The sequence below is a fragment of the Mesorhizobium sp. B2-4-6 genome, from assembly GCF_006442775.1.
In the GTDB taxonomy this organism is placed as follows: domain Bacteria; phylum Pseudomonadota; class Alphaproteobacteria; order Rhizobiales; family Rhizobiaceae; genus Mesorhizobium.
The window spans coordinates 118,862-138,435 of record NZ_VFVI01000013.1; the positions used below are offsets into that span (position 1 = coordinate 118,862).

At 64.1% G+C, this 19,574-nt stretch carries 21 protein-coding genes; 18 read left to right on the forward strand and 3 right to left on the reverse strand.

Translation table 11 applies throughout. From position 1 onward, the window contains the following. Positions 1–8: 8 nt before the first annotated feature. The 5 genes from FJ957_RS26305 (at position 9) to FJ957_RS26325 (ending at position 4,270) form a co-directional block, all read left to right on the forward strand. A complete protein-coding gene (locus FJ957_RS26305) occupies positions 9–1,286 on the forward strand; it encodes an acetoin dehydrogenase dihydrolipoyllysine-residue acetyltransferase subunit (protein WP_140835710.1) in 1,278 nt (425 codons plus the stop codon). A gap of 92 nt (positions 1,287–1,378) precedes the next feature. Continuing rightward, entirely contained in the window at positions 1,379–1,702 is a 324-nt protein-coding gene (locus tag FJ957_RS26310; RefSeq protein WP_140786079.1) for an NIPSNAP family protein, read from the forward strand. Position 1,703: 1 nt separating this feature from the next. After that, entirely contained in the window at positions 1,704–2,570 is an 867-nt protein-coding gene (locus FJ957_RS26315) for a hypothetical protein (RefSeq protein ID WP_140835711.1), read from the forward strand. Then, on the forward strand, positions 2,516–3,496 hold the full coding sequence (locus tag FJ957_RS26320) for a 3-hydroxyacyl-CoA dehydrogenase NAD-binding domain-containing protein (RefSeq protein ID WP_140835712.1): 981 nt from the start codon (positions 2,516–2,518) through the stop codon (positions 3,494–3,496). The genes FJ957_RS26315 and FJ957_RS26320 overlap by 55 nt, the downstream gene beginning before the upstream one ends. Before the next feature lie 24 nt (positions 3,497–3,520). Continuing rightward, entirely contained in the window at positions 3,521–4,270 is a 750-nt protein-coding gene (locus FJ957_RS26325) for an SDR family oxidoreductase (protein ID WP_140835713.1), read from the forward strand. Between the two features lie 20 nt (positions 4,271–4,290). On the opposite strand, the gene FJ957_RS26330 is transcribed toward FJ957_RS26325, so the two are convergent. Further along, the gene (locus tag FJ957_RS26330; RefSeq protein WP_140835714.1) at positions 4,291–5,052 is read right to left on the reverse strand and encodes a pyrroline-5-carboxylate reductase dimerization domain-containing protein; all 762 of its coding nucleotides are present in this window, start codon (positions 5,050–5,052) and stop codon (positions 4,291–4,293) included. A gap of 104 nt (positions 5,053–5,156) precedes the next feature. Here FJ957_RS26330 and FJ957_RS26335 point away from each other — a divergent pair, with 104 nt between their 5' ends. The 12 genes from FJ957_RS26335 (at position 5,157) to FJ957_RS26390 (ending at position 16,834) form a co-directional block, all read left to right on the forward strand. Next, positions 5,157–5,930, forward strand: coding sequence for a GntR family transcriptional regulator (locus FJ957_RS26335; protein ID WP_140835715.1), 774 nt, complete (start codon positions 5,157–5,159; stop codon positions 5,928–5,930). 140 nt (positions 5,931–6,070) lie between these two features. After that, the gene (locus FJ957_RS26340) at positions 6,071–7,183 is read left to right on the forward strand and encodes a branched-chain amino acid ABC transporter substrate-binding protein (RefSeq protein ID WP_140835716.1); all 1,113 of its coding nucleotides are present in this window, start codon (positions 6,071–6,073) and stop codon (positions 7,181–7,183) included. A 139-nt stretch (positions 7,184–7,322) separates the two neighbouring features. Beyond that, the gene (locus FJ957_RS26345; RefSeq protein ID WP_246674361.1) at positions 7,323–8,273 is read left to right on the forward strand and encodes a branched-chain amino acid ABC transporter permease; all 951 of its coding nucleotides are present in this window, start codon (positions 7,323–7,325) and stop codon (positions 8,271–8,273) included. Then, positions 8,273–9,268, forward strand: coding sequence for a branched-chain amino acid ABC transporter permease (locus FJ957_RS26350; RefSeq protein WP_140835717.1), 996 nt, complete (start codon positions 8,273–8,275; stop codon positions 9,266–9,268). The genes FJ957_RS26345 and FJ957_RS26350 overlap by 1 nt, the downstream gene beginning before the upstream one ends. Then, positions 9,265–10,095 carry an ABC transporter ATP-binding protein gene (locus FJ957_RS26355; protein ID WP_140835718.1) on the forward strand — a complete coding sequence of 277 codons (831 nt, stop codon included), beginning with the start codon at positions 9,265–9,267 and terminating at the stop codon, positions 10,093–10,095. Before FJ957_RS26350 ends, FJ957_RS26355 begins: the two co-directional genes overlap by 4 nt. After that, on the forward strand, positions 10,019–10,768 hold the full coding sequence (locus FJ957_RS26360) for an ABC transporter ATP-binding protein (protein ID WP_140835719.1): 750 nt from the start codon (positions 10,019–10,021) through the stop codon (positions 10,766–10,768). The genes FJ957_RS26355 and FJ957_RS26360 overlap by 77 nt, the downstream gene beginning before the upstream one ends. After that, entirely contained in the window at positions 10,761–12,050 is a 1,290-nt protein-coding gene (locus tag FJ957_RS26365; RefSeq protein WP_140835720.1) for an FAD-dependent oxidoreductase, read from the forward strand. The genes FJ957_RS26360 and FJ957_RS26365 overlap by 8 nt, the downstream gene beginning before the upstream one ends. Before the next feature lie 290 nt (positions 12,051–12,340). Beyond that, positions 12,341–13,522 (forward strand): substrate-binding protein, encoded by a 1,182-nt coding sequence (locus tag FJ957_RS26370; protein ID WP_140835721.1) that lies wholly within the window; start codon positions 12,341–12,343, stop codon positions 13,520–13,522. A 4-nt stretch (positions 13,523–13,526) separates the two neighbouring features. Then, the gene (locus tag FJ957_RS26375; protein WP_210243260.1) at positions 13,527–14,285 is read left to right on the forward strand and encodes an ABC transporter ATP-binding protein; all 759 of its coding nucleotides are present in this window, start codon (positions 13,527–13,529) and stop codon (positions 14,283–14,285) included. Next, positions 14,285–14,992, forward strand: a complete 708-nt coding sequence (locus tag FJ957_RS26380; RefSeq protein WP_140835722.1) for an ABC transporter ATP-binding protein — start codon at positions 14,285–14,287, stop codon at positions 14,990–14,992. The genes FJ957_RS26375 and FJ957_RS26380 overlap by 1 nt, the downstream gene beginning before the upstream one ends. A 7-nt stretch (positions 14,993–14,999) precedes the next feature. Next, positions 15,000–15,854 carry a branched-chain amino acid ABC transporter permease gene (locus tag FJ957_RS26385; protein WP_140835723.1) on the forward strand — a complete coding sequence of 285 codons (855 nt, stop codon included), beginning with the start codon at positions 15,000–15,002 and terminating at the stop codon, positions 15,852–15,854. Next, positions 15,851–16,834, forward strand: coding sequence for a hypothetical protein (locus tag FJ957_RS26390; protein ID WP_210243261.1), 984 nt, complete (start codon positions 15,851–15,853; stop codon positions 16,832–16,834). The genes FJ957_RS26385 and FJ957_RS26390 overlap by 4 nt, the downstream gene beginning before the upstream one ends. 40 nt (positions 16,835–16,874) lie before the next feature. Here FJ957_RS26390 and FJ957_RS26395 read toward each other — a convergent pair whose 3' ends face one another. Together FJ957_RS26395 and FJ957_RS26400 are read right to left on the reverse strand one after the other, a co-directional pair. Then, positions 16,875–17,690, reverse strand: a complete 816-nt coding sequence (locus FJ957_RS26395) for an SDR family NAD(P)-dependent oxidoreductase (RefSeq protein ID WP_140835724.1) — start codon at positions 17,688–17,690, stop codon at positions 16,875–16,877. Between the two features lie 79 nt (positions 17,691–17,769). Then, entirely contained in the window at positions 17,770–18,612 is an 843-nt protein-coding gene (locus tag FJ957_RS26400) for an NAD(P)-dependent oxidoreductase (protein WP_140835725.1), read from the reverse strand. A 279-nt stretch (positions 18,613–18,891) separates the two neighbouring features. Between FJ957_RS26400 and FJ957_RS26405 the strand changes: the two genes are divergently transcribed. After that, positions 18,892–19,536 (forward strand): isochorismatase family cysteine hydrolase, encoded by a 645-nt coding sequence (locus tag FJ957_RS26405; protein WP_140835726.1) that lies wholly within the window; start codon positions 18,892–18,894, stop codon positions 19,534–19,536. Positions 19,537–19,574 lie beyond the last annotated feature (38 nt).

Sequence of the window (19,574 nt, forward strand, 5' to 3'; positions counted from 1 at the left end):
GGCGGCAGATGGCAACCCATCCGATCAGCATCGACAGCGCCGGCGGCGAGTATATGGAAGCCGTGCTGGTGATTGCCTGGGCGGCCAAATCCGGTGACCCGGTCAAGGCCGGCGATCTCATCGTCACCGTCGAGACGGCCAAGGCGGCGACCGAAATCGAGGCCGATCGGGATGGCTGGCTTGCCGACATCTACTTCATCGAGGGGCAGGAGGCGCCGGTCGGCGCCGTGCTCGGCACCATCGCGGACGAAAAACCCATGGCGGGCCAAGCGGCTCCAGCCACGACAGCAGGGACGACCGATCCCCTTCCGGTAACCGACGCCGCTCCGCCCGCCCGCCAGTCCGGCACCCGTGCGATCGCAAGCCCGCTTGCCCGCCGGCTTGCGGCGGCCGCGGGACTGGACCTGTCGACCGTAGCGGGGACCGGTCCAAGGGGACGCATCAAGAAGCGCGACATTGACGCCGCGCTCGCCACGCGTTCGGATCGGTCCGGCGGCATCCAGGCGGAGCCAGCCGCGTCCCCGGCATCGCCCGTCGCCACGCCGGCGACAGCGCGACAAACGACGCCGGCGGTCCTCCTCCACGGCTTCGGAGCGGACCGTTCCGTTTGGCGGCAGGTCGTGCCTTTGCTCGAACCAGGTGTTGCGACGGTCAGCCTCGACCTGCCCGGCCACGGCGCGGAGGCCGCGCGGCCGGCAAGGAGCATCGAGGAGATCGCCTTCGCCCTTTCCGATCGACTGGAGGCCATGGGCGTCTGGGACGTCCATCTCGTCGGCCATTCCCTGGGCGGGGCGGCCGCTCTTGCGCTCACTCGGCTCGGCCGCCTCACCGTGCGCTCCGTGACCCTTCTCGCGCCGGCCGGCCTCGGCCCCGAGATCAATGCCGGCTTCATCGCCGGGCTTGCGCGCGCGACCACAGTCCAGGCGCTCGAGCGCTGGCTGGCGGTCATGGTGAGCGATCCGCGAATCCTGCCGGCCGGCTACGCCCAGGCGGCGCTGAGGCAGATGGAAAAAAACGGCAATAGGAATGCGCTGGCCTCAATGGCGGAAGCACTGTTCCCGGATGGAACGCAAGGCTTCGACCTGATGCCCGCTCTCGCCGAACTTGGCGTGCCGACACGGCTCGTGTGGGGCAAGCTCGACCGCGTGGCACCTGCCGCTCATGCGGCCCGCGCGCCCGGCTTCGCCGCCGTTCACCTGCTCGACGGCGTTGGCCACGTACCGCAGATCGAAGCGCCGGCACTGACGGCCAGGCTTATCGCGGAGACGGTACGAAGTTGCGGTTGATACGACCCGCGCTCGGCGCGCCGGCGAAGCCGAGCCGGACAAGACTTTTTCTGGCCCCACGGGGCCGGAACAGAGACCAAAAGGAGTGACCGATGATCTTCGACCACCGCACTTACACCGCCAGCCCGAACAAGCTGTCCCATTTCCTCAAGCTCTACGAGGATGTCGGCCTGCCCATGCAGCGGCATTATCTGGGAGAACCTTTCGGCTTCTTCCAGACCCACATAGGCGATCTCTCGCGGACCGTGCACTTGTGGAAATACGAAAGCCTTGCCGACCGTGAGGAGCGTCGCGACCGCATGGAAGCCGACCCGGAATGGCAAGCCTATCGGCGCAAGGTGATCGAGACCGACTACCTCCTCGACATGCGCAACCAGATCCTGAAGCCGGTTTCGTTCTTCAACCCGGGCAAGTGACATGCAGCTCGTTTTCTCGGCCGAGGGCAAGGCCTGGCCTATCCAATTGAACGGCGACGCCCTGCGCACCCGCCGCTCGCTGCTGGCCGCCCTGCCCCTGCGTTTGCAACTGCACACGCCCAAGATCGCCGGCAGCCATATCTACTGGCACGCGCCCTTCGTCGAGGACGTGGAGGGTGCGACCCATGTGCTCGACGCCAAGGCCGGGGCCTTCATCTACTGGCCGGTGCGGCAGTTCCTGGAGATCACCTTCGCGCCGCTCCAGGCCGAGACGGCGGAGATCACCGTGCTCGGCCATCTCGATGCTCCGGTCGAGGGCATCGCGGAACTCGCCGCGGTGCTCAAGCGGGAACAGGGACGCCGCGTCATCGACGGGACCCTGGCGCTGGCCGACGGAGGGACTGAGGAGGCCCCGCCGGCATCGATGCTTCCACACGACATCGTGGCGGGACGCAAGGTGATCTGGGACCGCATGCCCGACGACATAGCCCGTATCACCGCTTCGCGGGCCATCATGCATCCCGCCGGACCGGTCTTCACGGCGGAGGCGGAGGCGCGCGTCCTGCACGAACTGCTCTGGTGGATCCGTTCTGAGCGAGGAAGCGTCAACGAGGCGGTGCTGCGCCAGACGGCGGCACTTGCGCTGAACAAAGCGGCGACACGGCTGCGAGACTTCTGCCATCTCGAGGAAACGCCATCGCTGCTGTTCCGCCTCGAGAGGGCGATGGAGGAGCAAGTGCCATTCGACCCCCTTATCAACGAGGCGATCCTCGTCGCCGGCCGTATCGGCGCCTGGCTCGACCTGCTCATCCCATGGAACGACCTCAACGAGGCGTTTCGTGCCGCGCTCGATGGCAGAAGGGCCTGAAAGTGGAGAGACTGACCATCGGCATCGTCGGGTTCGGCGTCATCGGACAGCGCTGGGCAGCTTGCTTTGCCCATGCCGGTCACGACGTGCGCGTATATGATCCGGCGGAGCGGCGGGAGACAGTCATCCACGAAGTGCTGTCGGCGCTTGCGACAGACCTGGACGGCTTGAAGGGTCCCGCGCCCGCGCCGGGGGCGATCAGGCTTTTCCCGACGATGGCCGAGACGCTCGAAGGCGTCGACTTCGTGCAGGAGAACGGTCCGGAAGACCTGTCGCTCAAACGGCGGCTGCTTGCCGAGATCGAAAACCATATCGGCGACGAGGTCATCGTCGCTTCTTCCTCCTCCGCGCTGCTCGTCTCCGATATCCAGGCCGAGTGCCGTGTGCCTGGCCGCATCGTGCTTGGTCATCCGTTCAACCCGGCGCATCTGATGCCGCTCGTCGAGATCGTCGGCGGCAAGGCGACCGATCCGCGGGCAATCGCGCGGGCGCGCGCCGTCTACGAAGCTGCCGGCAAGAAGCCCGTTACGCTCAACCGGGAAGTGACGGGCCATATCGCCCTGCGCCTGATGGGCGCGATGTGGCGCGAAGCCATAGCCTTGGTGCGCGACGGCGTCGCGTCGGTCGAGGATGTCGATCGGGCCTTCATGTACGGACCGGGACCGAAATGGACGTTGCAGGGCTCATTCATTTCCAACAGCCTCAATGCCGACGGCATCGAGGACTTCCTGCGCAAATACGGTCCCACCTATCAAGCCATCTGGGACACGCTGCTCGACGCCAAGCTCGACGCTGACACGATCCGGGCGGTTTCGGCGTCGACGGGCGCGGCGACGCGTGGCCGCGGCTCCGAGGAACTCAGGGCAGCGCGGGAGGCCGGGCTGGTCGGCATCCTGAGGACGGTCGCCGAACATGGCGCGCTTTGATCATATGAACTTGGGAGAACGCGCATGGACTATCGCACCGCCCTCGTCACCGGAGCCTCCAAAGGCATCGGCGCGGCGATCGTTGAGAGCCTCGTGGCGGAAGGGCTGACGGTTTATGCGTTGGCGCGCAGCAACGACGCGCTGCTTGCCTTGCGGGAGCGACTTGGGCCGCAGGTCAAGCCCGTTGCAACCGACGTTCGTGATGGCGAAGCGATCATGTCCGCGCTGGGCGCCGCCGAAGTCGACGTTCTGGTCAACAATGCCGGTGGCCTGGCGACCGTCCGCCCCTTGCATGAACAAAGCGCCGAAGAGACGGCGGAGGTGGTGGAATTGAACCTCACCGCGCCGCTGCAACTCATCCGCCTTCTCCTGCCCGGCATGATCGCGCGCAAGCGCGGCCACATCTTCACCCTGACCAGCACGGCGGCGAGCGGTATCTTTGCCGGCACGACAGCCTATGGCGCGGCAAAGGCCGGCCTGTCGCAAGCGGGCCGCATCCTGCGCTTCGATCTTGCGGGCACCGGCGTGAGGCTGACAGAGATCGCGCCTGGACGCGTCGAGACGGATTTCTACCTCAATGCCTTTGACGGAGACCGTGAAGGCCTGCGCAAGCGCATGTATTGCGAGCAACGGCCGTTGCACCCGGCCGACGTTGCCGCCGCGCTCGTTTCAGCGTTGAGGATGCCTGACCATGTCGACATCACGGAATTGACCATCGCGCCGAGCGAACAGGCGACCGGGGGCCAGAAATACCCGCCGCCGCCGCTACGATGAACGGCCCGGCATCGCCGCTTCTATGTATCGGCAGGCCCGCCGGTCAGCTTCGCGAGAACCGCCATGCAGGCCTCCTCCCAGGCCGTCGGCACTTCGCGCGCCGAGAGAACCTGCAGTCCCCGCTCGGTGATCCCACCGGGCGTCACCAATTCCTGCAGCATCCGCTCCATCGGGTCTCCCTTTTCGGCGATCAGTCGCCCAGCCGCTACGAAGGTCCTTGCCGCCAGCCGGCGAGCCGCCGCGGGATCGAGGCCTTGGGCGCTCGACCATTCCGCCGTCCTGCGTATGAGGTCCTGTGCCCAGCCGTAGACCGCGGCACTGACTGTCGCGACCTCAAAATCCCTCTCGCTGGAAAGCGCTATCGAAGGGCCTAGCCGGTCCAGCACCGCCCTCGCCTGCTCCAGGTCGGGATAGTAGACTGTCGGACTGGCCCCGATCTCGGAAGCGGTGAGCGGCATGGCGCGAACGATACGCGCTGGCGCGACATCCAGACTGGCCAGCGGCACGCCGGCGCAAACCGATATTAGGGTCTGCCCCATGCGCCACGGCAAGCCTCTGACCGCCTCCGGCGCATGGATGGGCCGCACCGAGAGCAGGACGATATCGGAAACCTCAACGAGTTCCCGATTGTCGGCTGCGAGCCGAAAGCCGTGCTGGGCCGCAAGGGTCGCGGCCTTGCCGCGTGGAGACAGGACGATTGCCGCCGGATCCAACCCGGATCGCAGGAACCCGGTCAACATGGAAGCCGCCAGATGCCCGACGCCAAGAATGCCAACGATCATTTCCTTCTCCCCGAAGCGCCGCTTGCCATTCGTATGAACTTGCGAAAGAAAGGTGAGCCGCAAAGTGTCGACACGAACTGCAGACAAATCCGATTGGAACTTTCATGACCGAACGAGTTGAGGGCGACGCTGGCGGCGACCAGCCTGCTGGGAACGAAGCCGAAACGCGACGCAGCGCCGACAGCAGCGAACGTGCCTATCTCACGATCCGCAAGCATCTCGTCGAGTTCACGCTCAAGCCCGGCGAGCGCATCAATGAGGTCCAGCTTTCGCGCAGCCTGGGTGTTTCGCGCACGCCAATCCGCGAGGCGTTGAACCGGCTCGCCTCCGAGGGCTTCGTTTCGCTCACGCCCAATCGCGGCTTCTTCGTAAGGAGCCTCAGCACCGAGGGCCTGCTCGATCTCTATGAGCTGCGCTCCATCATCGAATGCGCCTCTTTCAAACTGATGTGCGAGCGCGCCGAAGACCGCGACATCGATCGGCTGCGAGAATATTGGGAGGCGATCGTCGACGGCTATCGAGACCAGCCGGCAGATATCATCCTGGCTGAGGACGAAGGCTTCCACCTGCTCATCGCCGAGCTCTCGGGAAATCCCGAACTCGTCGGCCAGCTCGCCTCCATCAATGCGCGCATCCGCTTCATCCGCCGTATCCAGATCGAGCACCCTTCGCACGACAAGGCGCAAGTCACCTTCCACTCGGGCATCGTCGCCGCCGCCGTCAAACGAGATGCCGAGGAAGGCATGAAACTGTTGCGCGAACATATCGAAATGACCGTCTCCGCCACGCAGCAGGCGCTCAAGGACGCGCTGCTCAAGGTTTTTGCGCCCGACAATGCCGCCGATTTAAAGCGTCGCCGAAAGGTCCGCGATACCTGATCGGTATCTGACCACAAGATTGAACGCAATAGTGTCGACACTTTCTTGACTGCCACTCCTTTGTCTGCTTCGATGCGCTGGCAAAGAGGGAGAAGACCGGAACGGCCGCCCTCACGTGACAGCAGCTAAGGGGAACCTTCATGAGAAAAATTACCGCCGCACTCCTTCTCGGCGCCTCACTCTTCGCGCTACCCGCCATGGCGGAGCAGATAACCGTCGGCATGGCCGCGCCGCTTTCCGGCCCGCAGGCGTATTTCGGCAACACCTGGCACAATGGCTTCAAGCTCTATGTCGACAAACTGAACGCGAATGGCGGCGTCAACGGCGTCACCATTGCCTACGACCAGCAGGACGATAAAGCCGACCCGCGCGAGGGAACGCTCGTCGCGCAGAAGTTCTGCGACAACGACAAGGTCGTGCTCGGGCTTGTGAATTTCAATTCCGGCGTTGCCCAGTCAACGCTGCCGATCTACGAGGACTGCTCGCTGCCGACCATGACCTTCGGCTCGAACCCGTCGCTGACCAAACAGGGGTACAAGTTCATGGTGCGCCCCGTCGCCAACGACTTGGCGGGCGCGCTGTTGCCAGCCGAATACGCCCTGGGCAAGCTTGGCGCGAAGACCGCCGTCATCGTCAACGACAAGCAGGTTTTCGGACAGGGGATTTCCGAGATATTCGCCAAGAATTTCGAAGCGGGCGGCGGCAAGGTCCTCGACACCTTGGCCGTAGCGCCGACCGACGTCGACTTCACCGCCGTGCTGGCCCAAATCAAGACCAAGAAGCCGGATGCGATCTATCTTGGCGCCGTGATGCCGCAGCTTGCGCTGTTCGCCAAGCAGATGCACGAACAGGGCATAACCGGGACGCTGATGGTGCCGGACGGCGGCTATACCCCGGACCTTATCAAGCAGGCCGGCGAGGCCAACGTCCAGGGTACGCTTGTCGCCATCCAGGTCCCGCCGATGGATGCCTCGCCCGAGATCGCGGATTTCGCCAAGCTCTATAAGGCCAAGTATGGCGAGGATGCCGGGCCATATTCGATCTACGGCTATGTGCAGGGCCAAATTCTCGAGCAGGTGCTCAAGACGACCAAGGGTCTTACGCGCGAGGACATGAACGCCGCACTGCATGCGGTCAAAGTCAAGACCGCGGTGGGCGAACTGGAGTTCGACGACACCGGCGAACTCAAAGTGGCCCCATCCTACCTCTATAAGGTCGAGGGCTCGGACTTCAAACTCGCCGGCCAGAAATAGGCATGCACTCGAGTCGCTCGCCTCGGCGGCGGTCTCCCTGTTTGTTTGCGGCCGCGCTCCACAGAAGTGCGGCCGTGTCGATTGTTCCTTTCCCCGGCTCCGCCAGGCGCGCGGAACCTAGTTCAAAGGATGCCGGCCCATGCTGGGAAGCCTCATCCAACAAACAGTCAATGCCCTGACGATCGGCTCGATCTACGCGCTGATCGCGCTGGGTTACACGATGGTCTACGGTGTGTTGCGCATGATCAATTTCGCCCATGGCGAAATGTTCATGCTCGGCGCCTATGTGGCGTTTCTGGTGCTCAGCATGCTGCTCGGCACTGTCGGCGTCGCCGGCGCGATCGCGCTCACCGCGGCCTTCGTCATCGCCATCTTCCTGGTGGGCGTCATTGGCGTCGGCATCGAAAGGGCCGCCTACAAGCCCTTGAGGAATTCCACCCGGCTTGCGCCGATGCTCTCCTCGCTCGGCGTATCGCTCTCGCTGGTCACCGGCATCCAGATCCTTGCCGGCCCACAGCCGGTCGCCTTCCCGAGCTTCTTTCCAGTCGTCCGATACCAGGTGCTTGGCGGCACTATCACGTCCATGCAGATCGGCATCCTGATCGCGGCCTTCGCGCTGATGTTCGGGCTGCAATTTCTCGTCAACCGCAGCCGCATCGGCATTATCGTCCGGGCCGTATCGGAAAGCCGCCCGACGGCTCAGCTCCTGGGCATAAACGTCAACGGCGCGATCTCGATGGTGTTCTTCGTCGGGCCGCTGCTGGGCGCGGCGGGAGGCATCCTCTATGCCAGCTATTACGGCATCATGACGCCGACCATGGGCGCCGTCATCGGGCTGAAGGCCTTCACCGCCGCGATCCTCGGCGGCATCGGCTCCATTCCCGGCGCCATGTTGGGTGCCTTCATCCTGGCTTTCGTCGAGGTTGGCGGCACGGCGCTGCTGCCCGTGATCACGCATGGCATGCTCGGCACCGAATACCGCGACGTGCTCTCCTTCGCGATCCTCATACTCGTGCTTCTGATCCGCCCCGCCGGCATACTGGGCGAGGCGGTGTCCGAGGAAAGCATCGTGTACAAGAGGGAGTTCTGATGTCCGTCGCCGAAACCCTCGCCGCAGCCAAGCCGCATTCGGGCCGGGCCATTTCGTTCCTCGTTTTTGCAATTGCGATCGCACTGATCGTGGCGACGCCCTTCCTGCCCAACTACTATGTCCGCGTCATCAACAGCCTGCTGATCTACATTCTGCTCGGCATCGGGCTCAACATCGTGATCGGCTACACCGGCCTGCTCGATCTGGGCTTCGTCGCCTTCTACGCGGTGGGCGCATACAGCTACGCGCTACTTGCCAGCCCGCAGCTCGACCTGCATTGGCCTTTCCTGGCGATACTCCTGGTCGCAGCCTGCCTCGGCGCGGTCACCGGCATACTGCTCGGCATACCGGTGCTCCGATTGCGCGGTGACTATCTCGCCATCGTCACGCTCGGTTTCGGCGAGATCATCCGCATCATCATCAACAATCTCGACTGGCTCACGGGCGGTCCCAAGGGGATACCGCGCCTCGACAAAGCCTCGATCCTCGGCATTCAAGTTGCCCGCCCGATCGACTTCTTCTGGCTGCTGCTCATCACCGTGCTCGTGGCCGGCGTGCTGGTCTGGCGTCTGGAGCGTTCCATCCTCGGCAAGGCCTGGGCCTCTATCCGCGAGGATCAGGACGCCGCGCGCGGCATCGGCATAAACACCACAAACGCCAAGCTTGCCGCCTTCGCCACGTCCGCGACGATCGGCTCGATCGCTGGAGCGATCTTCGCCGCCTCCCAGCGCTTCGTCAGCCCCGAGAGCTTCACGCTGCAGGAATCGGTGCTGATCGTGCTGATGATCGTGGTCGGCGGCATCGGCAACATTCTGGGCATCGTCGCGGGCGCGACGATCCTGATGCTCTTGCCGGAGGTGCTGCGCGAGTTCGCCGAATGGCGCATCCTCTTCCTCGGTCTTTTGATGATCGTCCTGATCATCGTGCGCCCGGCAGGCATCGTTCCGCGCAGCTTCGGGCCGGACAAGCTCATCCGGAGGCTTTTCGGCAAATGACCCTCGTCTTCGACAAGCTGCGGAAGCAATATGGGCAGGTCGTCGCCATCGACGACGTGACGACCTCCTTCGCCCCCGGGCTCATCCACGGCGTGATCGGACCGAATGGCGCCGGCAAGTCGACACTCATCAACATGACCGCCGGCTCCTACAGCGTTTCCTCAGGATCGATCGTCCTCGACGGCAAGCGCCTCGACACGCTGAAGAAATACCAGATCGCGAATTCCAGAGTCGCCCGCACCTACCAGAACATCCGCCTCTTCGACCAGATGACGGTGCTCGAGAATCTGGAAGTGTGCTTCTATCCGGCCGATGTCGGCGGCACCTGGAAGGAAGTGGTGTGGCCGCCCTATGCATCGGCCAGACGTGAAAAGCGACACGAGAAATGCATGGACATCCTGCGTTTCTTCGACCTGCAGGGCTATGCGGGGGTTGACGCAGGAAGCCTTCCCTACGGTCGCCAGCGCATGCTGGAAATCGCCCGCGCCCTGGTGTGCGAACCGCGTGTGCTGCTGCTCGACGAGCCAGCCGCTGGTCTCAACCACCACGAGACGGCGGAACTGACCACAAAGCTAGCCGCCCAGCGCGTGCCCGACCGGATCACGATCGTCGTGGAGCACGACATGGATCTGGTCATGAAGCTTTGCGACAACATCATCGTCATGCATCACGGCAAGCTGCTCTTTCAGGGCACGCCCGCCGAGGTCCAGGCGAGCCCCGACGTCCAACTCGCCTATCTGGGAACCGCCAATGACATTGACGAAATCCGGGCCGCTGCTCAGGATCGCCGGGCTCAGCTCGGGATACGGGCGCGTCGGCGTTCTTGAAAACATCGACATCGAGGTCGATCCGAACGAGATCGTCGTCGTGCTCGGTCCGAACGGGGCGGGTAAGACGACGTTGCTCAATTCCATTTCCGGCGTCGCGCGGCCGAGCGCTGGCTCGATTACCTTCGAGGGCCGCGACATCACCGGCATGCGTCCGGAACAGGTCGTGCGCCTCGGCATCACCCACTGCCCGGAAGGCCGCCAAATCTTCCAGCGTCTGACGGTCGAGGAAAACCTTGTCGCCGCTCACATCCGCCGAGCGGGCAGGAGCTTTGAGGCGCTGCGCGCCGAGGCGTTCGATCTCTTCCCGGTGCTCAAGGAGCGCCGCAACAGCATGGCGAGCCGCATGTCGGGCGGACAGCAGCAGATGCTGGCAATCGGCCGCGCGCTGATGGCCGAACCGAAGCTGCTGATGCTCGACGAGCCGTCCCTTGGCCTCGCCCCCAAGATCGTCCACCAGATATTCCGCATCATCCTGGACCTGTCGCGCAACGGCATCTCCATCCTGCTCGTCGAGCAGAACGTCCAGCTCGCGCTGGAATGCGGCGACTACGCCTATCTTCTGAACACAGGCAAGGTGAAGCTTCACGGGCCGGCACAGGAGATAGCCGAGCACTCCGCGCTCAGCGAGCATTACCTTGGCGGCGCCAACGAGACTATCCTTCATGTTTGAGGTCGACTGGAAGACGCCGCATCTGTGGCGAAAGACCGCGATGTCGCGACAGACGGCGCCTGCGCTCGAAGGCGACGTGAAAACCGACGTGCTGGTTGTCGGCGGCGGCTTCACCGGCATGGCCGCGGCGCTTGGCGCGCGCGACAGCGGGGTCGACGTCGTCCTGCTCGAAGGCAACGAGATCGGATCGGCCGCCTCCGGCCGCAACAACGGCCTTGTCATCTCGCATCATTCGAAGGCATCGCCTTCGGAATTCGAGGCTGTCTACGGCAAGACCGTCGGCACGCGCTACAACCGCATGGTGGCGGATGCCGCCGGCGTCGCCTTCGGTCTGATGCAGCGCTTCAATATCGATGCCCATCAGGTTCAGGAAGGCTGGATCCAGCCCGCCCACACCGAGGCGACCCTTGCCCGAGCCCGTCATTTCCACGACGAGTGGAAAGCCTTCGGCGCGGACGTGTCCTGGCTTGATCGCGCAGAAGTCAGCGCTCGCATCGGCAGCCCCTATCTCGGCGGTTGGATGGTCCACAATTCGGGCCACGTCAATCCGTTCGCCATGACAATCGGTCTTGCGGCCGCCCTGGAACGCGAAGGCGTGACCATCCATGAGAACTCCCGAGCGACCAGGATCGAACGTCTACACGGCGGCTGGCGCGTCTTCACCGGATCGGGAAGCGTCAGTGCGCCTCAGGTGATCCTCGCGACCAACGCGCTGACCGGCGACATCTGGCCGGGTCTGAAGAAGACGCTGGTGCCCTTCAAGGTGTTCCAGGCAGCGACCGGTCCGCTGTCCGATGAGCTGCGCGCCAGAATTCTTGTCGGCAACCCAGCCGTATCCGACATGCGCCAGGACCTCCGATACTTCCATTACGACCGTGACAACCGGCTTGTCAGCGGGGGCACGCATACATTCTGGTTGAATGAGGCCGATCGCGGCCGCGCCAAGGTCTCGCGTATGCTCGGCAAGGCGTTCCAGGCCTTCAGCGGCGAGCCCGAGATGGTGGAGTACTGGCACGGCACCTTCGCGGTGGTGCCCGACCGCAGGCCTCGCCTCTATCGGTTGGCTCCGGGCCTCGTGTTCGGCGGCATATATTCGGGGCGCGGCGTGGCGCTTTCGTTGTCGCTCGGCCAGGAGATCGGCCGGTGGGCGGCGGGCCGCCGCACCGACGAGCAGATGTCGTTGCCGGTGACTAGCATGAGGCCGATTCCGCTCCACCCGATCGCAGTGCAGGTCGCCAACCGGATACATGCCTGGAACCGCTTTCGGGACCGCCGCTTTTGATAACGGTTGGAGGATGGCGAAGGTGCTGGCCTTGCCTATCTGCCGCTCAGTCAACTTTCTCGGACGCTTTATCAGTCGATTCGCTCACGATGAGATCTGGCCACATTGGCGCTCGACCATCGTTCCCGCGCGATTGACAGATTGTTAGATCACCCATAATCTCGTTTGAACACAAACAAACTGCCGGCCAATGGGGAGCCGGCACGAAGCGTCGCGGACCTTGTGGCGCGGACAGGAGACATAGCCGCCGGCTGGTTGGCGGGTGGCATCCAGAATCGGGAGGAAACGACATGCATCCGAATTCGAAAATATCGCGCCGCAAAGTGCTGTTGACCGGCGCTGCCGGTGCTCTGGCCGGCCTCGCCATGCCCCACGTCGCGCGCGCTGCCGGCGATCCCATCAAGGTGGGCATCCTGCAACCCTTCTCTGGCGGTCTTGAGGTGCTTGGGCAGCAAGGTTTCCAAGGCGCCGAAATGGCCCTGCTGGAGGCTAACGAGGCAGGGGGCGTGCTGAGCGGTCGCATGTTCGAGATCGTCAAGGCGGACGACCGCACCGATCCCAAGACGGCGGTCGAGCGCACCAGCGAACTGATCCGCAGAGACAAGGTCACAGCCATCATCGGCCCTGTCACCAGCGCCAACCGCGATGCCATGCTGCCGACCATTGAGCGCTACAAGACGCCGCTGTTGTACGCCACCGACTATGAAGGCGGCGTGTGCAGTCCCTACGTCGCCTGTTACAGCGCGCTGCCGGCGCATTGGGTGAACCCGCTTGTGCCCTATGCGGTCGAGAACCTGGGTAACGCCTTCTACCTCATCGGCAGCGACTATGTCTGGCCGCAGAAGATGAACAAGGCCTTCCGTGAGGAGATCGAGAAGGCGAAGGCGAAGGTCGTCGGTGAGGAGTATACCCCTTGGGGCGCCAAGGACTACGCCGCCACGCTGCGCAAGGTCGAGAGCTCGGGCAGCGACGTGGTGGTCATCACCATCGTTGGCGCCGACGCCATCACCTTTGTCAAGCAGTTCGCCGCCGCCGGACTGCAGAGCAAGATCAAGATCATCTTCTTTGGCTTCAACGAGAATTACGTCGCCGGCCTCTCGCAGGCGGAATCGAACGGCATCGTCGCGCCATCGAACTTCATCGCCAATCTCGACAAGCCGGAAGCCAAGGCCTTCGTCGAGCGCTTCCATGCGCGCTACGGCGCGAATTCGGTGGTCTCCAACACCACCGACGCGCATTACACGCTCACCCGTTTCTTCATCGAGGGCATTAAGAAGGCGGGCTCCGACGACAGGCAGAAGATCCTGGCCTCGATGGTCGGGCAGTCGCTGATGTCCGGCAATGGCGAGGTGGATCTGCGCGCCTCAGACCGTCACGCCGACCTCAACGTGCTGATCGTCCAGGTCGACAATGGCCAGCTCAAGGTGCTCAAGGATCTCGGCCGCATCGTCGCGCCAAGCCAGTGCGGCTGACGCTGTGACCGAACCGAACGGCCCCATCCTGCAACTTGCGGGCATCACCAAGCGCTTTGGCGGGCTTGTCGTCCTCGACGGGCTCAACCTGACGCTGCCCAAGGGCGCCATGCAGTGCATCCTGGGGCCGAACGGCTGCGGCAAGACCACGCTCTTCAACGTCGTCACCGGCGAATTCCCACCCGATGGCGGCGAGGTCAGGCTCGGCGGACGCAACGTCGTCGGCCTGTCGCCGCATGGCATCTCGCGGCTCGGCGTGGCACGCAAGTTCCAGGTCCCGGGCGTCTATCCCGAACTCAGCGTCGCCGAGAACATCGAGATCCCGCTTGCCGCCGGAGCCGGCCGCTACGGTCCGCTTTCGCTGCTCGGCTACCGTCCCGACGCCGCCCGCCGCGACCGGCTCCTCGACCTTTGCGGCCTGGCCGGTAAGGCCGGCGAGAAGGTCGCAGAGATCGCCCACGGCGAGAAGCAGAGGCTGGAGATCGCCATGCTGGTTGCCCGCGACGCCGAGCTCATTTTGCTGGACGAGCCGACCGCCGGAATGTCCGGCGCCGAGACCAGCGCTGTGGCAAGCCTGATCCGGCGCCTGCGCGACGAGGAAGGCAAGTCGATCCTGGTCATCGAGCACGACATGAATTTCGTGCGCCAGCTCGAATGCCCGATCATCGTCATGGTCCGCGGCAAGATCGTCGCCGAGGGCCGCTATGAAGAGGTCAGCCGCGACCCGCGCGTTATCGAGTCCTATCTCGGGAAACGTCATTGATGCTTACGGTCGAAGACCTCGTTGCCGGCTATCCATCCGGCGGCAGCGTGCTGAAGGGCGTCACCTTCGATATCGCCAAGGGCGAGGTTGTCGCCCTTCTCGGCCGCAACGGCATGGGCAAGACCACGCTGATGCGTACGCTTGCTGGTCAGCTTGCCACACAGGGCGGAAGCTTTCGCCTGGATGGCCGCGATCTCGGTGGTTCTCCATCCTACGCCATAGCCAACGCCGGCATCGGCTATGTTCCGCAGGGACGCGAGATCTTCAGGGATTTCACCGTCGAGGAGAACCTGCTGATGGGCGTGCTCGGTAAGCGGCACCTGCCCAAGCGGCTGCCGGGCGACATATACGATTTCTTCCCCATCCTTGGTGAGCGGCGCAGGCAGAAGGCCGGTACCATGTCGGGCGGCCAGCAGCAGCAGCTTGCCATCATGCGCTGCCTCGTCGGCCAGCCCAAGCTGGTGCTGCTCGACGAGCCGTCCGAGGGCATCCAGCCTTCCATCGTCGACGAGATCGGCCGCACCTTGCGGACCATCGCCCGCTCCACCGGACTGACCATCCTGGTGGTCGAGCAGAATCTCGATTTCGTCGAGGCCTTGGCAGGGCGCGCGCTGTTCATGGAAAACGGCGTCATCGCCGACCGCGCCGACCGTATCGGCGAACTGCGCGACAAGCCCGAACTCGTCCATCGCTACCTGTCAATCTGAGGTTGCCATGGAAGCGACAATCGCCCTTTTGCTCGACACCGCGAATTTTACTCTTGCCCTGCTGCTGGTGACGCTGGGGCTCGTCGTCATCTTCGGTTTGATGAACGTCATCAACATGGCCCATGGCGAGTTCTTCCTGATCGGCGCCTACGTCGTCGTCGCGGTCAGCAATGCCACGGGGTCGTTCTGGCTGGGCCTGTTGCTGGCGCCCGCGGCGCTGGCCGTCGTCGGCCTGCTGGTCGAATGGTTGATCATACGCCACATCTACCATCGCTTCATCGACACCATCCTTGCCACCTGGGGCCTATCCCTGGTGATCAAGCAAGGCGTCGTCGTGCTGTTCGGGCCGGGAGCCCAGAGCGTTCCGAATCCGCTTCCCACTGCCGTGGATGTGCTGGGCGTCCACTATCCCGCCTACCGGCTCTTCATCATGGCGCTCTCGGCCGCGCTGGCGCTCGCCACCTACTATCTGTTCTTCAGGACAAAGCTTGGGCTGCAGATACGTGGCGTCATCGCCAACCGCGCGATGGCTGCCTCGCTGGGCATAAACACGCGGCGCATTGATCGTGCCACCTTCGCTGTCGGCTCGGCGCTGGCCGGTTTCGCCGGCGCGGTCATGGCGCCGATCATGAGCGTCGACCCGCAGATGGGCGTAGGCTTCCTCATTCCATCCTTCCTCTCGGTGCTGGTCGGCGGCGTCAACTCGCTGGTCGGCGCCCTCATCGGCTCCGGTGTGATCGGTGGCGCCACCACCCTCTTTTCCACAGGCATTTCGCAGGCCGACGCCCAAATCCTGGTGTTCCTGCTCGCCATGATCATTATCCGTTTCTTGCCCAACGGCATCACCGGAGGCCGCAAATGACCCGCCCCGCGCGTCTTGGCCTTGGCCTCACAATGCTCGCCTGGGCAGGACTCGCGCTAGCCCCGCTCGTGCTGGACGACTGGAATATCGGCCAGCTCACGCAGTATGTCACATACGGCATCTTCGCGCTCAGCCTCGGGCTGATCTGGGGACAGGCCGGCATATTGTGCTTCGGACAAGCCATCTTCTTCGGCGTCGGCGCCTATTCAATGGCGCTGGTGACGCTGGGCAAGCTATCCTGGCTAGGCGACAGCCAGTGGACGGGCATCGCGCTCGCCCTGCTGCTGCCCATGCTGGTCGCTGCCGTGCTCGGCTGGATACTGTTTCAGGGCCGCGCCCTGTCGGGCGCGCATCTTGCCATCGTCACGCTCTGCGCCGCTGTGGTGTGTGAGATCGCGGCGCGACGCTGGGAGTTCATCGGCGGCTTCAATGGCCTGTTCGGCGTGCCGCCGCTGTCGGGGCCAAACGGCGATCCACTATCCACCAACGCCACCTATTTCTTCATTGGCGGCGCGGCGCTCCTCGCCTATTTGTTGTCGTTGTGGATCGGGCGCTCGCCGCTGGGCACGGTGCTCGCGGGCATTCGCAACGACGAGCGCCGCACGCTGCATTTCGGCTACGACGTGCGGCTGCACAAAATCTTCGTGTTCACCGTCTCAGGGGCCATGGCCGGCCTCGCCGGTGGCCTGTTCACCACGCAGTTCGGATTCGTTTCGCCGCCGTTGGTCGGATTCGCCCTCTCTACCGAAGTATTGATCTGGGTGGCCGTCGGCGGGCGTTCCGTGCTGATGGGCGCGTTCCTCGGCGCGCTCGCCGTCCGCGGCACGGAGAACGCCATGTCGGCAAGCCTCGACCAGTACTGGCTGATCGCACTCGGCGCGTTGTTCATCGTCGTGGTCGTGATGCTGCCACAGGGGCTGTTCGGCAAGCTGCTCGCGCTCGCGCCGCCCCGGAGACTGCACCAGGGCGGAGCGAAATAGGTCTGCCGCCAAACTCGCAAAGGCGGCCCGGCCGAGCGGTTCAGCGCGTGCGCCGCAGGTCCGGGAAGGCGGCGGCCTCGGGCGCATTGGCCCAACTTTGCAAGGTCTGTCCACCGTCGATCAGCCAGTCGACCCCGGTGACATGGCGGGCGTCGTCGGAAGCGAGGAAGGCGACCGCAGCCGCCACGTCCTCGGGCTGGCCGATGCGCCGGAGCGGAATGCGGTCGGCAAAGCGCTGCACGCCGGCCAGATATTGCGCCTTGTCGGCGGCCGGAACGCCCAGCGTGGTCTCGATGACGCCCGGGCAGATGGCGTTGACGCGGATGCCATACGGCGCCACGTCGAGCGCGGCGACACGTGTCAAGCCGACCACGCCGTGCTTGGTCGAGGCATAGCCAGCCCCGCCGGCAAGCACGTCCCATCCCGCCATCGACGAACCCATGTTGACGATCGAGCCTTCGACGCCGCCGGCAATCATCGCCTTCACCGAAGCCTTCAGCACCAGGAACATCGAACGCAGGTTGATGCGCACGATGTTGTCCCAGTCTTCGGTGGGCAATTCGTGGACTGGGGCCACCTTGCCCGAGATACCGGCGTTGTTGAACACCGCGTCCAGCCTGCCGAAGGCTTTTACGACCCTGGCTACCGCCTCGCTGGCCGCCGCCTCGTCGGACACGTCGGCGGTGATGGCAATGGCGCCGTTGCCGATCGACGAGGCGATGTCCTCGGCGCGCTTGGCGTCGAGGTCCACGATCGCGAGCTTGGCGCCCTCCTGGGCGAAACGGCGAGCCGCGGCGCTGCCGATAGCGCCACCACCACCGGTCAGCAGCACGGCCTTGTCGATAAAACGGGTCATCGTGTTTTCTCCTGTGTTATCAAGGCAATTCCAGGAAAGACGGAAGCGGCTTCCGTCCGGAATTGCGACAACCAAAGAACTAGTTGCTGCTGTAGGCGCGCCACGAATGGCGCGGCTCGAAGCCCAGCGTCTCGCGGGCATAGCTGTTGTCGATCACGGACGCGTAGCCTTCGAGCGGTTGCTTGACTGGAACGGACGGGAAGGCGCTCTTCAGCAAATCGGCCGTCAGCGTTTCCGAATAGGTGTCGGCGGCACTGATGAAGGTGCGCAGATGTTCCTCTCCTTGCCAGGCCAGGGCTTTGAGGAATGCGTCGGCCGCGTCGCGCGCGTCGAGATAACCCCACAGGTCCCAGCCGGCGTCCTGCGTGCGCCGGCGTGGTCCGACGGTGTGAAAGAAGCTTTCCGGCGTCTGGATCCAGGGCATGCGCAGGCTCACCGCCGAAAAAGCGCCTCGTCGCACCGCCGCCTCAACAATCTCCTCGCCCAGCCATTTCGACAGGCCGTAGGCGTCCTGCGCGCCGATCGGATGGTTCTGGTCTATGGGCAGGTAAGCGGGTGGCGTCAGCTTTTGCGCGAAGGGATAGCCGAGTACGGAAAAGGATGAGGCGTAGATGAAGCGCGCGGCCCCCGAAAGCGCGGCCGCCTCGACCACATTGTAGGCTGCCGCCATGTTGGTGCGGAACACTTCGGCGGCGGCCCTGCCGGTCGGGCGCGGAATAGCCGCGACATGAACGACGGCCTCGGCGTCGCGGACGATCTGCAGGACAAGGCCGAGATCGGTGAGGTCGGCGCTGACATGCCTCCAGCCGGCGCGCGGGGGCGGCGCAAGGTCCACGCCGAGCACGTCGTGGCCGGCGGCCACGAAAGCCTCCGCCACGTGGTGCCCCAGCAAACCGCTCGATCCCGTGACGATGACAGTCATGTCCTGCTCCTTTTCATGACCGGGCGGGGTCATGTCGCAAATATCGTTGATGGTCAAACAATCGGTCTCTCCAAACCACGCCGCTGTCAACGGCTTTTTCGGTGGCCGCGGTCGGCGAATCCGGCGTCGCGCCAACTCTTCGGTCCTTTGGAATTCCTGGATCGGTGTTTCCCACGCTCGTCATTCATCATGCCGGGGCAAAGCATCCGGAAGGATTGACTTCGGATCGTGCAGGGTTTTGTATGACCACCAACAATCAATGGTTGCCGGGAAATTGCCATGTCCTTGGATACGTTTTCATCGCATCGACAGGAAGCTGGCGTCGCCATCGACTCCGGGCGCGCGGCGGTCGTCGTGGTCGACATGATCAACGATTTCTGCAAGCCGGGCGGCGCCATGGTGCTGCCGGGCTACGAGACGCTGGTCGGGCCACAGCTTGCCGTCATCGAGGCCGCACGGGCGTCCGGCGTGCCGGTCATCTGGGTGCATGACGTCCACCGAGTCAATGTGCGCCAGGATCGCGAATGGCTGAAACGCACGCCGCACTGCGTGGAAGGCACCTGGGGCGTCGAGATCATCGACGACCTCGGCGCGCGCGCCGACGAGATCCACGTCATCAAGCGTCGCTATTCCTCCTTCTTCCAGACCGATCTCGACCTGACGCTGAAGGATCTCAAGGTCGACCAGATTATCGTCTTCGGCGTGGTCACCAACATCTGCGTGCGTTCGACCGTTCACGACGCCTTCTTCAACGGCTACGAGGTCGTGGTGCCGAGCGACTGCTGCGCCGCCACCGGCCCACGCGAGCAGGAGAGCTCGCTTTACGACATCGCCACCCATTTTGGCGTGGTCAGCGACTCGGCAAGCGTCGTGAGGGCTTTGCGGGAAGGCGTCTTCGTGGAAAACGCCAGCGTCGCAGCATGACCGCTCCGGTGCCGGCGACAACAGGCTTGCCAGGAGTT

What these genes read in the sequence shown, in the direction of transcription:
- FJ957_RS26390 (WP_210243261.1), top strand. Translation starts at nt 15,851, where the DNA reads ATGACCCGCCCCGCGCGTCTTGGCCTTGGCCTCACAATGCTCGCCTGG.
- FJ957_RS26395 (WP_140835724.1), bottom strand. Translation starts at nt 17,690, where the DNA reads ATGACCCGTTTTATCGACAAGGCCGTGCTGCTGACCGGTGGTGGTGGC.
- FJ957_RS26325 (WP_140835713.1), top strand. Translation starts at nt 3,521, where the DNA reads ATGGACTATCGCACCGCCCTCGTCACCGGAGCCTCCAAAGGCATCGGC.
- FJ957_RS26315 (WP_140835711.1), top strand. Translation starts at nt 1,704, where the DNA reads ATGCAGCTCGTTTTCTCGGCCGAGGGCAAGGCCTGGCCTATCCAATTG.
- FJ957_RS26360 (WP_140835719.1), top strand. Translation starts at nt 10,019, where the DNA reads ATGACATTGACGAAATCCGGGCCGCTGCTCAGGATCGCCGGGCTCAGC.
- FJ957_RS26345 (WP_246674361.1), top strand. Translation starts at nt 7,323, where the DNA reads ATGCTGGGAAGCCTCATCCAACAAACAGTCAATGCCCTGACGATCGGC.
- FJ957_RS26305 (WP_140835710.1), top strand. Translation starts at nt 9, where the DNA reads ATGGCAACCCATCCGATCAGCATCGACAGCGCCGGCGGCGAGTATATG.
- FJ957_RS26320 (WP_140835712.1), top strand. Translation starts at nt 2,516, where the DNA reads ATGGAACGACCTCAACGAGGCGTTTCGTGCCGCGCTCGATGGCAGAAG.
- FJ957_RS26330 (WP_140835714.1), bottom strand. Translation starts at nt 5,052, where the DNA reads ATGATCGTTGGCATTCTTGGCGTCGGGCATCTGGCGGCTTCCATGTTG.
- FJ957_RS26310 (WP_140786079.1), top strand. Translation starts at nt 1,379, where the DNA reads ATGATCTTCGACCACCGCACTTACACCGCCAGCCCGAACAAGCTGTCC.
- FJ957_RS26355 (WP_140835718.1), top strand. Translation starts at nt 9,265, where the DNA reads ATGACCCTCGTCTTCGACAAGCTGCGGAAGCAATATGGGCAGGTCGTC.
- FJ957_RS26350 (WP_140835717.1), top strand. Translation starts at nt 8,273, where the DNA reads ATGTCCGTCGCCGAAACCCTCGCCGCAGCCAAGCCGCATTCGGGCCGG.
- FJ957_RS26340 (WP_140835716.1), top strand. Translation starts at nt 6,071, where the DNA reads ATGAGAAAAATTACCGCCGCACTCCTTCTCGGCGCCTCACTCTTCGCG.
- FJ957_RS26380 (WP_140835722.1), top strand. Translation starts at nt 14,285, where the DNA reads ATGCTTACGGTCGAAGACCTCGTTGCCGGCTATCCATCCGGCGGCAGC.
- FJ957_RS26385 (WP_140835723.1), top strand. Translation starts at nt 15,000, where the DNA reads ATGGAAGCGACAATCGCCCTTTTGCTCGACACCGCGAATTTTACTCTT.
- FJ957_RS26335 (WP_140835715.1), top strand. Translation starts at nt 5,157, where the DNA reads ATGACCGAACGAGTTGAGGGCGACGCTGGCGGCGACCAGCCTGCTGGG.
- FJ957_RS26400 (WP_140835725.1), bottom strand. Translation starts at nt 18,612, where the DNA reads ATGACTGTCATCGTCACGGGATCGAGCGGTTTGCTGGGGCACCACGTG.
- FJ957_RS26365 (WP_140835720.1), top strand. Translation starts at nt 10,761, where the DNA reads ATGTTTGAGGTCGACTGGAAGACGCCGCATCTGTGGCGAAAGACCGCG.
- FJ957_RS26370 (WP_140835721.1), top strand. Translation starts at nt 12,341, where the DNA reads ATGCATCCGAATTCGAAAATATCGCGCCGCAAAGTGCTGTTGACCGGC.
- FJ957_RS26405 (WP_140835726.1), top strand. Translation starts at nt 18,892, where the DNA reads ATGTCCTTGGATACGTTTTCATCGCATCGACAGGAAGCTGGCGTCGCC.